This is a genomic window from Alicyclobacillus sp. CIJ1 (assembly GCF_057538885.1).
The window spans coordinates 214,559-227,164 of the sequence record NZ_BAAJPH010000063.1; the positions used below are offsets into that span (position 1 = coordinate 214,559).

General features: G+C 64.5%; 13 protein-coding genes. 12 read left to right on the top strand and 1 reads right to left on the bottom strand.

Features of this window, described 5'->3' with window-relative positions; translation table 11 throughout:
* Positions 1-48 precede the first annotated feature (48 nt).
* The 5 genes from dnaJ to deoC are packed head-to-tail and all read left to right on the top strand — an operon-like array spanning position 49 to position 5,633.
* A complete protein-coding gene (gene dnaJ, locus AC27E8_RS02470; protein WP_487099403.1) occupies positions 49-1,188 on the top strand; it encodes a molecular chaperone DnaJ in 1,140 nt (379 codons plus the stop codon).
* A 45-nt stretch (positions 1,189-1,233) separates the two neighbouring features.
* Positions 1,234-2,184: a 50S ribosomal protein L11 methyltransferase gene (prmA, locus tag AC27E8_RS02475; protein ID WP_487099402.1), complete on the top strand. Its 951-nt coding sequence runs from the start codon at positions 1,234-1,236 to the stop codon at positions 2,182-2,184.
* Entirely contained in the window at positions 2,184-2,936 is a 753-nt protein-coding gene (locus AC27E8_RS02480) for an RsmE family RNA methyltransferase (RefSeq protein ID WP_487099401.1), read from the top strand. The genes prmA and AC27E8_RS02480 overlap by 1 nt, the downstream gene beginning before the upstream one ends.
* Before the next feature lie 4 nt (positions 2,937-2,940).
* Positions 2,941-4,356, top strand: coding sequence for a tRNA (N(6)-L-threonylcarbamoyladenosine(37)-C(2))-methylthiotransferase MtaB (mtaB, locus tag AC27E8_RS02485; protein WP_487099400.1), 1,416 nt, complete (start codon positions 2,941-2,943; stop codon positions 4,354-4,356).
* On the top strand, positions 4,335-5,633 hold the full coding sequence (gene deoC, locus AC27E8_RS02490) for a deoxyribose-phosphate aldolase (protein WP_487099399.1): 1,299 nt from the start codon (positions 4,335-4,337) through the stop codon (positions 5,631-5,633). The genes mtaB and deoC overlap by 22 nt, the downstream gene beginning before the upstream one ends.
* A gap of 5 nt (positions 5,634-5,638) precedes the next feature.
* Here deoC and AC27E8_RS02495 read toward each other — a convergent pair whose 3' ends face one another.
* Positions 5,639-6,574: a Na/Pi cotransporter family protein gene (locus tag AC27E8_RS02495; protein ID WP_487099398.1), complete on the bottom strand. Its 936-nt coding sequence runs from the start codon at positions 6,572-6,574 to the stop codon at positions 5,639-5,641.
* A gap of 120 nt (positions 6,575-6,694) precedes the next feature.
* On the opposite strand from AC27E8_RS02495, the gene rpsU reads away from it, so the two are divergent.
* From rpsU to ybeY, 7 genes are all read left to right on the top strand, one after another.
* On the top strand, positions 6,695-6,877 hold the full coding sequence (gene rpsU / locus AC27E8_RS02500) for a 30S ribosomal protein S21 (RefSeq protein WP_008337132.1): 183 nt from the start codon (positions 6,695-6,697) through the stop codon (positions 6,875-6,877).
* Positions 6,878-6,898: 21 nt separating this feature from the next.
* Entirely contained in the window at positions 6,899-7,342 is a 444-nt protein-coding gene (locus tag AC27E8_RS02505; RefSeq protein WP_014464856.1) for a GatB/YqeY domain-containing protein, read from the top strand.
* 148 nt (positions 7,343-7,490) lie between these two features.
* Positions 7,491-7,775, top strand: a complete 285-nt coding sequence (locus AC27E8_RS02510; protein ID WP_014464855.1) for a YabP/YqfC family sporulation protein — start codon at positions 7,491-7,493, stop codon at positions 7,773-7,775.
* Positions 7,772-8,986, top strand: coding sequence for a sporulation protein YqfD (locus AC27E8_RS02515; protein ID WP_487099397.1), 1,215 nt, complete (start codon positions 7,772-7,774; stop codon positions 8,984-8,986). Before AC27E8_RS02510 ends, AC27E8_RS02515 begins: the two co-directional genes overlap by 4 nt.
* A 19-nt stretch (positions 8,987-9,005) precedes the next feature.
* A complete protein-coding gene (locus tag AC27E8_RS02520; protein WP_014464853.1) occupies positions 9,006-9,977 on the top strand; it encodes a PhoH family protein in 972 nt (323 codons plus the stop codon).
* Between the two features lie 33 nt (positions 9,978-10,010).
* On the top strand, positions 10,011-12,134 hold the full coding sequence (locus AC27E8_RS02525) for an HD family phosphohydrolase (protein WP_487099396.1): 2,124 nt from the start codon (positions 10,011-10,013) through the stop codon (positions 12,132-12,134).
* On the top strand, positions 12,131-12,604 hold the full coding sequence (ybeY, locus tag AC27E8_RS02530; protein WP_487099395.1) for an rRNA maturation RNase YbeY: 474 nt from the start codon (positions 12,131-12,133) through the stop codon (positions 12,602-12,604). Before AC27E8_RS02525 ends, ybeY begins: the two co-directional genes overlap by 4 nt.
* Positions 12,605-12,606: the final 2 nt, after the last annotated feature.

The following is a 12,606-nucleotide window of genomic DNA, read 5'->3' on the forward strand; positions in this document are numbered from 1 at the left end:
TCGTTGTAAGATGGTGTGGAGTGACGGTGGTCGTTTGGAGGGATACCGGTGAGCAAGCGAGATTACTACGAGGTTCTCGGTGTCAGCCGGTCCGCCACGCAGGAAGAAATCAAAAAAGCGTATCGGAAGCTCGCGCGCCAGTATCACCCGGATGTCAACAAGAACGACCCGAATGCGCAGCAGAAGTTCGCCGAGATCGCGGAGGCGTACGCCGTCCTCTCGGATCCGGAGAAACGGGCGCGCTATGACCAGTTTGGCCACGAAGATCCCGCGCAGGGCTTCGGCGGGTTCCAGGGCCAGGCTGGGGGCGCGGGAGCTGGATTTGCGGATTTCGACCTGGGCGGCTTTGGCGACATCTTCGATATGTTTTTTGGCGGAGGCACGCGGCGCGGACCTGTGCGCGGGCACGATCTTGAGTACGAGATGGAGATCTCGTTCGAGGAGGCCGCCTTCGGGACCAACCGCGAGATCCAGGTGCCCCGCACCGAGACCTGCTCGACGTGCGGGGGGGCCGGCGCAAGGCCGGGAACGAAGCCGCGCGTCTGTCAAGCGTGTAACGGCACCGGTGAGCAGCAGACCGTCACGAACACGCCGTTCGGCCGCATGATCAACCGGCGCCCGTGTCCCGTGTGTCACGGGCGAGGTCAGGTCATCGATCAGCCGTGTCCGGACTGCCGCGGTCAGGGCAGGCGGCGGGTGCGGCGCAGTGTGGACGTGAAAGTTCCGCCGGGTGTCGACACCGGGACGCGTCTGCGCATGGCGGGCTACGGCGAGCCGAGCCCGAACGGAGGGCCGCCGGGCGATCTGTTTGTGGTCATCCGCGTCCAACCGCACGAGGTGTTCGAGCGCGAAGGCACGAACATTTACGTCGACGTGCCAATCTCGTTTGTGCAGGCGGCGCTGGGAGACGAGATTGAGGTGCCGACGCTCGAGGGCAAGGTGAAGCTGCGGATTCCGGAAGGCACCCAGACGGGCACGACGTTCCGCCTGCGCGGCAAGGGGATTCCGAAGCTCGGATCGCCCCTCGTGCGCGGGGATCAGCACATTCGCGTCCACGTGGTCACGCCGACGAACCTGACGGAGCGGCAAAAGGAATTGTTCCGCCAGCTTGCCAAGGAGCTCGGCGAGCAGACGCACGAGCAGCAGCGGACCTTTATGGAGCGCGTCAAGGACGCGTTTCTCGGCTGATGGCTGCGAGGCGAGATGAACATGGTGTCGTGAGGAGGCGTCGCATTGCGTTGGTGGCACGTGCGCGTGCGCGTGGCGCACGAAGCGGCGGATGCGTTGTCCGCTGTGCTGGAGAGTTATCCGGACGTGCAGGGCATACAAATGGAGGGCATTTCTCCGGCGGAAGTGAGGCCGCCGCGGTTCGGCGAGTGGTTTGACGAGCAGCTGACGCCGACGCCGGACGTCGAGGTCTCGGTGTACGTTCCAGAGGCGCATGACCGAGGCGAGGTTGAGCGACGCGTGCGCGATGCGGTTCGTCGGGTCCGAGAGGCGGGGCTGGATCCGGGCCCGCGGGCTTCGGAGGTTCGCGTGGAACTCGTGGATGAATCCGACTGGAAGGACGCCTGGAAGGAACAATATCATCCCATTCCGGTCGGGAATTCGCTGGTTATTGCCCCTGTCTGGGCCGAGCCGGCGGATCTCGAACCGTACCGCGACCGGCGCGTCATCGCCATCGAGCCCGGCATGGCTTTTGGCACGGGCCATCACCAGACGACGCAGATGTGTGCCGAGATCCTGGCCGAGGTGGTCCGCCCTGGGATGCGCGTGGTGGACGTCGGAACGGGCACAGGCGTGCTCGCCATCGCCGCGGCGCTCGTCGGCGCCGGCCGTGTGGTGGCCATCGACCTCGATCCCGTCGCTGTATCGGCCGCAAGAGACAACGCGCGCAAGAACAGGGTCGAGGATCGCGTTGATGTGCGCGAAGGCGACCTTTTGGCCGCGCTTCGCCCCGACGAGATGTTTGACCTCGCGGTGGCCAACATTCTGCGCGACGTGGTCATTGCGCTCCTGCCGCAGGTGCGCCCGCGCCTTGTTTCTGGCGGACTCCTGTTGACATCCGGCTACATCGAGTCCCAGCGCGAGCAGGTGGAGCAGGCGCTCGCGGATCACGGGTTTTCAGTGGTGCGCAGGGCGCACAAGGACGACTGGGTCAGCGTGTTGGCGGTGAAGCGCTGATGTTGCCGCGCCTGTTTTTGGACGTCCACGTGGATGAAGGCTCTCGCGTGTGGGTGCGCGGCGAAGACGGGCATCACTTTTCGCGCGTGCTGCGCGCCCGACCCGGCGAGGTGCTCGTGGCGTCCGCAGTCAACGGGCCGTTCTGGGCCGAGATCGCGGATGTGCGCCCGGGCGAGATCTGCCTGCACTTGCGCGAGCGCGCGCCTTCGAGTGAACCGAAGCGGCGCTTTGTCCTGGTCCAAGGACTGGCCAAAGGCGAGAAGATGGACACCATCCTGCAGAAGTGCACGGAAATCGGCGCCTGGGGCTTTGTCGTGTTTGAAGCCGAGCGTTCGGTGGTCAAGCTCTCGGGCGCCGCGAAGGTGGAGCAGAAGCTCGCGCGCTGGCGCAAGGTCGTGCGCGAAGCGGCGATGCAGGCCCAGCGCGACGTGGTGCCGTTTGTGGTCTGGGCGCCGAACTTTCCCGCGTCCCTTGCCGTGCTCGCGGAGCACGAGGTCGATCACGTCCTCGTGCTCGACGAGGAAGAGCGCGAATGCGGCATTCGTTCAGCCATGCGGGTCCACGGGGCTGGAAATCGAACGGCCGTGGTGGTTGGGCCGGAGGGCGGGCTTGCCAGCGGCGAAAGGCGGCATGCAAAGCAGGACGCGCGTTGCCAGACGGTCACGCTCGGTCCGCGCATCCTGCGCACGGAGACCGCGGGCGCGGTGGCGCTCGCGATTGCGCTCGCCGAATGCGGCGACATGGGAGGTTGAAAACGTGCCGACGGTGGCATTTCACACCTTGGGCTGCAAGGTGAACTTCTATGACACCGAAGGGATATGGCAGACGTTCAAGCGGCGCGGCTATACGCAGGTGCCGTTTGACAGCGTGGCAGACGTGTACGTGGTCAACACGTGCACTGTCACGCACACGGGCGATCGGAAGAGTCGCCAGATGATCCGGCGCGCCGTGCGCACGAACCCGGACGCGGTCGTGGTGGTTACGGGCTGTTACGCGCAGATTGCGCCTGACGAGATCGCGCGCATTCAGGGCGTGGATCTGGTCGTGGGGAACGACCAGAAGTCGAAAATTGTCGATCACGTCGAGGCCGTCCTCGCGGAGCGCAAGCCGTATCTCGCGGTCGGCAACATCATGAAGGCGAACGAGTTCGACGAACTCGACGTGCCGTACTTCGAGGAGCGGTCTCGGGCCAACCTCAAGATCCAGGACGGCTGCAACAACTTCTGCACGTTTTGCATCATCCCGCGCGCGCGGGGGCTCATCCGCAGCCGCAAGCCGGAGAACGTGGTGCTTCAGGCGACGAAGCTGGCGCGGGCCGGCTATCGCGAGATTGTGCTCACGGGCATCCACACGGGTGGCTATGGCGAGGACTTTGAGCATTATCGCCTGGCGGATCTGCTGATGGATCTCGAGCGCATCGACCTGCCGTTCCGCATCCGGATCAGCTCGATTGAGGCGAGCGAGATCGACGATCGGCTGATGGATGTGCTCGCGGCGTCCAAGAAGGTGGTGCCCCATCTGCACATCCCGCTTCAGGCGGGCTCCGATCCGGTGCTTCGGCGGATGCACCGGCATTACACGACGGCCGAGTACGCCGACAAGCTCCGGGAGCTTCGCCGCCGTTTGCCCGATCTCGCCGTGACGACGGACGTGATCGTCGGCTTTCCGGGCGAGACGGACGAGCAGTTCGAGGAGACGTACGCGTTTGTGCGCGCGCAGGGGTACGCGCAGTTGCACGTGTTTCCGTACTCCCCGCGGCGGGGCACTGCGGCGTACAAGTTCAAGGATCAGGTGCCGGAGGACGTGAAGCGCGCGCGCGTCGCGCGGATGATCGCGCTCGGAGATGAGCTGCGCCAGGCGTACGCCGCATCGTTCGTGGGGCGGGATCTCGAGGTCATCGCGGAGTCGCCGCTTGTCTCGGCGGACGACGAGGCGCGCCGCGCGTACAGCAACCTGCCGGAGGCGTCCCGCATGCTCGTGGGATACGACGGGCACTACCTCCGCGTGGCGTTTGAGGCGCCTTCCGGCGTGCCGCTGGAGTCGATGGTCGGCGAGGTCATCCGCGTCCGGATGACGGGCGTCGGGCCGGGCGTGCACCGGGCTGTGTTTCTCGAGCAGGTGACGTTCCCCGACGAAGAGCAGGCGATGGAATGGGGGCGGATGACGTCGTGACGATGCGCGTGGAGCGGGCAGCTGGGGGCGTCGTGGTGCGCGAGCGAAACGGCGCGCGCGAGGTGCTCCTCATTGACGATCAGTACGGCAAGGTCTCCTTTCCCAAGGGCCACCTCGAGCCTGGCGAGTCGTGGGAGCAGGCGGCGCTGCGCGAGGTGCAGGAGGAGACGGGCGTCATCGCGCGCATCGCGGGCGACATCGGTCGCGTGGAGTACCGCATCGAGCGCGGTGGCGAGCCGGTGCGCAAGCAGGTGCGGCTCTTTCTCATGGTGGCCGAAGACGGCTCCGAGCCGGTGCACCAGGCCGAGGAAGTGAACGGGGCGTACTTTTTGCCGTGGGATGAGGCGAAGCGGCGCCATGACGAGTGCGGCTACGCGAACTGGCGGTTTGCGTTTCAGAAGGCGGAGGCGCTTCTCGCGTGGCGAGATGGGCGGCTCGAGGAGGCGTGGCGGTCGCTCGGGCCGGACGAGCCGTGGGATGATCTGGTCGCGGCGTGGCGCGAGGCAGAGCCTGTCGTTCGGAAACTGGTGGAGGCGTGCCGCGAGGAGTTGGCCGTGACCTTCCCAGAGTTGCCTCTGCCGAAACCACAGAGCCTTCAGCTGCCTCGCGAGGTGACGCAAGGTGCCGTGAGGGCGGCCATCGAGTCGACACTGCTGAAGCCAGAGGCGAGCGAGATCGACGTGCAAAACCTGTGCCTGGAGGCCATCCAACACAACCTTCCGATGGTGTGCATCTCTCCGCGCCACGTGCCTCTGGCGAAGCAAGCGATGGCGGCTAGCGGCGTCCGGGTGTGCACCGTGATCGGATTTCCGCACGGGACGCAGGCGGTCAACGCCATGCGCCAGGAGGCGCTCGAGGCCGTTGCCGCGGGGGCGGACGAGATCGACATGGTGGGGCCTGTCGGCGCGCTGGCCGAGGGGGACGTGTGGACGTATGCGCAGGCCGTGCGCGCGGTGGCGGAGGTGGCGCGACTCAGGTTTCCGTCCGTGGCGCTGAAGGTCATTCTGGAGACGAGCGCGCTCGGGCCGGACGCGGTGATTAAGGGTGCCTTGGTGTCGGCGGCGGCGGGCGCCGACTTTGTGAAAACGTCGACGGGTTACCACAAGGCGGGCGCGCGTCCAGCCGACGTCGCCATGATGGCCGTCGCGGTCGCGGGCAGCGCAGGGGTGAAGGCGAGCGGCGGCATTCGCACGCCGATTGCCGCGCGCCACCTGCTGCGGTTTGGTGCGGATCGGCTCGGCACATCGTCCGCGCTTAAGCTGTTGGACGAGGCGTGAGGACGTTAGGTCGTGCGTGCGTCGGGCAGCATCCAGGTAAGGAACCGCGCGAAGGGGCGCGTGAAAGGCCAGACCGCGAGCGTGCAGAGGATATTGAACGCGGTGTTGGCGTTCGCCACCGCCTGGCTCGGTGAAAAGGACAGGGCCGCTACCGCGCTCGCAAACGGATGCAGGACCGGGAGAAACGCGGCGACGCCCATGCTGTTCAGGAGCACGTGGGCGAGCGCGATGCGCTGGGCGGCGCGCGGTGTGCCGATGGCCGCGATGACGGACGTGAGACAGGTGCCGATGTTGGCGCCAAGTGAGATGGCAATGCCGCCTTCCAGGGGGATCATGTGTCCGCCGACCAGAGCCATGGCGATGACCGTGGTGGCCGTGGACGACTGGACGAGCGCGCTCAGGGCGCAACCCGCGAGGGCTGCCCAGAGGATGTGGCGGCCGGCGGTGGCCAGCGCCTCGTGAAAGAAGGGCGCCGTCGCGAGCGGACGGAGCGCGGCGGCGAGCGCCTGCAGGGCGATGAACAGGCAGGCAAATCCCACCAGCCCTTCGCCGAGCGGCCGGCGCTCGAGTCTGGGGGAGAGGGAGAGCATGAGGCCCGCCCCGAGGGCGGGAAGCACGATGCCCCAGAGATTCAGGTTGAGCAACTGGGGCGTGATGGTGGTGCCTACGTTGGCTCCTAGCACGAGTCCTAAGCCGCTCGCGAAGTCCAGACTTCCGGCCGCAACCAGTCCGACCGTGATGGCGGTCACCGCCCCCGAGGATTGAAGCAGCGCAGTGCTCACGGCCCCGGTGAGTATCCCGCGCGTGGGCGTCGAGGCCGCAATCCGAATGAGGTGCGCCAGGCGCCCTTCTGCCATGCGCTCGAAGCCGGACCGCATGAGGCGTAAGCCACCGAGGAAGGCGACGAGGGATAGGCACGTCGCAAGGATGTGGGTGATCATACGCCTCCCTCCCGTTCTAGGACAACCTATGCTGTCCACCGCGGGCGCATTCGTGTTTGACGAGCATTTCCTGCTGTACTATAATGGCCACAACTGATGTGTCCGGGGGGAGGGGATCTCATGTCGGAAGTCCGTCTGCGCAAAAATGAGTCCATCGACAGCGCGCTGCGCCGCTTCAAGAAGCAGATGGCCCGCGATGGCGTGTTGGCGGAGGTTCGCAAGCGCGAGCATTATGAAAAGCCGAGCGTCGCGCGAAAGAAGAAGGCCCAGGCAGCCCAGCGCAAGCGCCGCCGCAGCTACTGAGGCGAATCGGGAGGAAGCATCATGGCCATCCTTGATCAGCTGAATGAGGACCTGAAACAGGCGATGCGAGACAAGGACAAGGTCCGGCTCTCGGTCATCCGGATGGTGAAATCGGCGGCCAAAAATCGCGAAATCGAATTGGGCCGAGCGCTGACGGATGAAGACGTGTTGGGCGTCATTCAGAAGGAGATCAAGCAGCGCCGAGATTCCCTCCAGGCGTTTCAGGATGCGAATCGGACGGATCTCATCGAACAGGCCGAGCAGGAGATCGCGGTGCTCGAGTCCTATCTGCCGGCCCAGCTCGGTGACGACGAGATCGAACAGTTGGCCAAGGACGTGATGGCGCGGGTCGGCGCTGCCGGAAAGGCCGACATGGGCAAAGTCATGCGCGAGCTAATGCCGGCGGTGCGCGGGCGGGCAGATGGGCGGCGCGTCCAGCAAATTGTCGAGCGCCTGCTCGCCTGAAGGGTCGATGCCTGAAGGGTCGATGAAGGATCTGAAAATACGAGGAGCCGTTCGCTGAGGACGGCTCCTCCGTTCATTTCACCGGCACATCCCCACGGGTGTTAACGCGAGCCTGTCTCGCATAGTCATCCAGGGGGAGGAATCGGCCATGCCGGGATGGACGTCTTCAATCAAGCGGCGCGCGGGGGATCTGCTCCGCCTCCCGCCCGACGCTGTCGAATCCGTGGCTCGCGTAACCATCGTGGGCGACGACGTCACCATCGAGGGCGCGAAGGCGTTGCTCGAGATTTCGCCGGATCGCATCTCCTGCGATCTCGGCGATCGCGTCGTCGAGATCGAGGGCGAGTCGTTTGTCATCAAGCTCGTGACGGAGCGGGAAATTCACGCCGTGGGGCGCGTTCGCCGCCTGAGCTTCGGAGGTGGCCTGCGATGAGCGACTCCCGGCTAGAGTGGTTCTTGAAGGGATCCGCGACGCTCTGGGTGACGGGGCCGGGCGCGGGACAGCTCGTCGCGCGACTGCAGCGTCAGGGTGTCGTGGTGCGGGACGTCCGTTTCAAGGCGGACGGCGTGATGCTTCGCGTGAGTACGGACGCGCTTCGCCACCTCATGGCGTCGAGGCGGGCTTATGGCGTGAGGTTTTGCGTCGTCGAGCGCCACGGTGTGCCCTTTCTGTGGAGGCGCCTCGCAAAGCGGAAGGCGTTTGCGGTTGGAGCGGTGGCCTTCGTGGCCGTGCTCTACGCGCTGTCGTCCATCGTGTGGCGCGTCGAGATTGTGGGCGCGGAAGGCGAGGACCAAGAGGCAGAGTTGAGGCAGGCTGCGGCAGAGGCAGGGCTTCAGGTCGGCCAGTGGAAGTCGCACCTCGCGCCGCCCGCCGAACTCGCCGAACGGATGGTGGCCCGCGCGCCAAATTACGTGTGGGTGGGAGTGGAAATCAAGGGCTCGGTCGCCGTCGTGCGCGGGATTCCGAAGATTCCGGGCGTGCCCCAGGCAAGCCAACAGCCGTGTAACATTGTCGCCACGCGTCCGGGCGTGATCCTCGACGTGCAGGCGTCGCGGGGGCGCGTGATGGTCAAGCCTCATCAGCTCGTCTACCCCGGGCAGGTGCTCATCTCGGGGCTGTTGACGGATCGCGGCCCCAGCGTACCCGCGAGCGGGCACGTCTTCGCCGAGGTTTGGTACACGTCCGAGGTGTCCATCCCGCTTCAAATTTCGTCACAAGGATTGACCGGCGCTTCGGTCTCGCGCGAGTACCTCGCAGTGGGTGGCGCGCGGCTGCGCGTGTGGGGATTTCAAGAAGCACCTGCGGCGGTGTACGAGCGTGATCGCGAGACCGACTGGCACTTGGGAACATGGAGATTGCCCGTGCAGTGGGTGCACGCCACGCTCTACGAGGTCAAGCCCTCGGTTTGGCACGTGGACGCTGCCGCGGCCCGGAACGAGGCCCTCATCATGGCAGCTTCCGACGTCCGGTCCCTCGCCGGCGGAGACATGGTCATTTTGGGCCAGTCAATTTTACAGGAGCGTCTCGAGCGTGGTACTCTATACGCGACCATACTTACGCGCGTCCAGCAGGACATCGGCGCGAAAGCCCCCATCCCGGAGATTGGAGGCTTGCCCAAGTCCCAAGGCGCGGCGCAATCGTAAGGACGGGGATGGTGCATCGTTGGCTGAGCAGACGGCGACGAAGAAGTGGGTGTTTCCGACGAATGAAGAAGCGGTGCAGGCACTCGGGCCGAACGACTTGCTTTTGCACCTGCTCAGTCAGTCGTTTTCCGCGAAAGTGATTGTGCGGGGCACGGAGATCCAGTTCGTGGGTGACGAAAGTGAGGTCTCACGCCTTCAGCACCTGCTGAGCGTGGTCACCACCTTGGTTCGCCGCGGGATGCAACTCGGTGAATCGGATTATCGATATATGATTGAAATGGCGCATGCGGGCGATCTCGACGACGTCATCGACGTCTACACGACCGAAATTGGCACGACGTACAAAGGGAAGGCTATCCGGGTCAAGACCCTGGGGCAGCGGCGGTACGTCGACGCCATCCGCCGCAACGATATTGTGTTTGGCGTCGGACCGGCGGGTACGGGAAAAACGTATCTTGCCGTTGCAATGGCGGTCATGGCGCTGAAGCGCGGAGAAGTGAAGCGGATTGTGCTGACGCGCCCGGCTGTCGAAGCGGGGGAGAAACTCGGCTTTCTTCCGGGAGATCTCCAGGAGAAGGTGGACCCGTATCTGCGGCCGCTGTACGACGCGCTGCACGACATTTACGGTCAGGAGCAGGTCATCCGCGCGCTCGAGCGCGGCAATATCGAAATTGCGCCCCTCGCGTACATGCGCGGGCGCACGCTCGAGGACAGTTACGTGATCCTCGACGAGGCTCAGAATACGACGATTGAACAGATGAAGATGTTTTTAACTCGCCTCGGATTCCATTCGAAGATGGTGATCACGGGCGATGTGACGCAGATTGACCTTCCTGCGGGTAGGCTATCCGGCTTAGTCCATGCGCAGCGCGTGTTGAAAGGGATTCCGGGCATCGCCTTCCACACGTTCAGCCCGTCGGACGTCGTAAGACATCATCTGGTTCAAAAAATCATCGACGCATATGCACAAGATCAGGCGAGGCAGGGCTGAGGCCCTGCCTCGAGCGCAAGGAGCAGGTCGGTCATGAAGTGGACAGGATGGGGAAACGCCATTCGCCGCTGGTTGGACGACGACGCCTTTCGCCACAACCGGCGCATCCGCGTATTCATCTACGCGGGTCTTGGCGTTTTCTTGTTCGCGATTCTCGCGTCGAGCATGATGCCGCCTCGCTACCATTTCAAGGTCGGAGAGGTAAGTCCGACCACCGTGGTGGCACCGGTGACGGCCGTGGACACGGCCGCGACGGCGGCCAAGCGGAGGGCGGCTGAAGCGAAGGTCCCGAAGCAGTACGCGCAGTCGCCGCAGGTGCTCACGGATGCGCTGCAGCAGCTGGCGACGCTGTTCGAGGCGGCGAAAACGGCCGCCTCGAATCCAAACCTGACGCCCGCCGAGCGGCTGGCGGCGGTGAGGCGGGTGGCGCCTGAAGGACTGTCCAGCTCGACGTTGGAACGGATGCTCCGCGAGCCGCCCGCGCGGCTCGACGCGTTGGAGAAAGACAGCGCGAAAGTCGTGCAGGCCATCTTGAGCCAGCCCTTTTATGCGGACTCGATGCAGCAGTCGATGCTTCTCGTGGATCGCCAGATTGTCAACCTGAATCTCGGGCTGGATCGCGACGAGGCCTTGATTGTCCAGAATACCTCCGTGAGTGTGCTCCGACCGAATATGGTGTATCAGGCGCAGGCGACTCAGGAGGCGCGCGAGCAGGCGGCGGAGAGCGTACAGCCGGTTCTTATCCACCAAGGCGACGTGATCGTCGCGAAAAATCAGGTCGTCACCCAGGACGTCATCAGCAAGCTGAAGGACGTGGGCCTGTATTCGGCGTATCCGAGCGTCCGCGTGGGGGTCGGATTTGCCGTATTCATCGCGCTCTCGGTCGCGATGCTCGCGGCTTACGTGGAGCGGAGGGCGCCGAGGCGCCGGCTGGACAATCTGATGCTGGGCATCTTGGGGCTCGTGTTCGTCCTGATGGCCATCCTCATTGCGGTGACCAAGTGGATTGTGGTAGCGGGGGGGCCCACGTCCACGCCGTATCTGCTGCCCATTTCGCTTGGCGCGATGCTCATCACGGTGATGATGGACTCGTCGCTCGCGGTGGTGGCCGCGTTTTTCTTCTCGTTTCTGCTCGGGGCGGCGTTCGGCATGAACTACGACTTCGTTTTCTACGGCTTCGTGGGTTCGCTCGTCGGCGCGTACAGCGTCGCGCGCGTCACGAGCCGTGCCACGTTCATGCGCGCGGGGTTCATCGTCTCCGCGGTGAACATGGGTACTGTGATCGCGCTGTATCTCCTGGAGGAGAACCGTGGCTCGGATCTTCACGCCTTGTCGCTCCACGTGGGCCTGGCCGCGCTGAACGGCATTTTCGCGGCCATCTTGACGATGGGTGTCCTGCCCTTCTTCGAAGCGGCATTTGGGCTCCTCACACCCATCCGGCTTCTCGAGCTTTCGAACCCCAACCATCCGCTGCTGCGGAAGGTGTTACTGGAGGCGCCTGGAACGTACCACCACAGCCTCATCGTCGGCAATCTCGCAGAGGCCGCGGCGGAACTCGTGGGGGCCGATCCGCTTCTTTGCCGCGTCGGGGCGTATTATCACGATGTTGGCAAGACGAAGCGGCCCATGTTCTTTGTGGAGAATCAAATGACGAAGGAAAACCCGCACGACAAGGTGGCGCCAAGTCTCAGCCACCTCATCATCACGTCCCATGTCTCGGACGGACTCGAGATGCTGCGCAAGGCCGGGATCCCGAAGCCGATTCAGGATATCTGCGCTACCCATCACGGCACGACCATTCTGTGGTATTTTTATCACAAGGCCAAGGAGCAGGATAAGAACGGAACCGTGCGCTTGGACGACTTTCGATATCCGGGTCCGAAGCCCAAGACGCGCGAGTGCGCCATCATCATGATTTGCGATGCGGTCGAGGCTGCGGTCCGCAGCATGTCGCGGCCGACGCCCAACCGCGTGGAGGGCGTCATCCGCAAGATCATTCGGGACCGCCTCCAGGACGGCCAACTGGATGAGTGCGACCTGACGCTGCAGGACCTCGACGCCATGGTCGGCGCGTTCATGAAGACGCTCAAGGGCATTTATCACGCCCGCATTGAATATCCGGATATTGACAAGTTGAAGAAGGAAGTGGCGAAGTGAACCGTTTGTCCGTCGACGTGACCTGCGAGGTAGACTGGCCCCTCGCCCCGCCGTATGGCGACGCCCAGGCGTTCGTGGAGCGCGTGCTCGAGGCCGCGGCCGAGCGCATCGGCGTGCAGGGCGAGGTCTCCGTGCTGTTTGTGGACGACGACGCGATCCACGAGCTCAACCGGACGTACCGGCAAGTGGACAGGCCTACGGATGTGCTATCCTTTCCGATGAACGAGGGGGAGGCGCTCGCCGATCCCGACGAAGTGGAGCCGATGTTAGGGGATATCGTGGTCAGCGTGGATCGCGCCCGTGAGCAGGCGGAGGCCTACGGTCATTCCCTGGAAAGGGAAATGGCGTTCCTGTTGGTGCACGGGTTTTTGCACCTGAATGGATACGATCACGAGGACGAGGCGGGCGAGCGCGAGATGTTCGGGCTGCAGGAGGAGATCTTACAGGGCATCGGGCTTCCGAGATTGTAGGC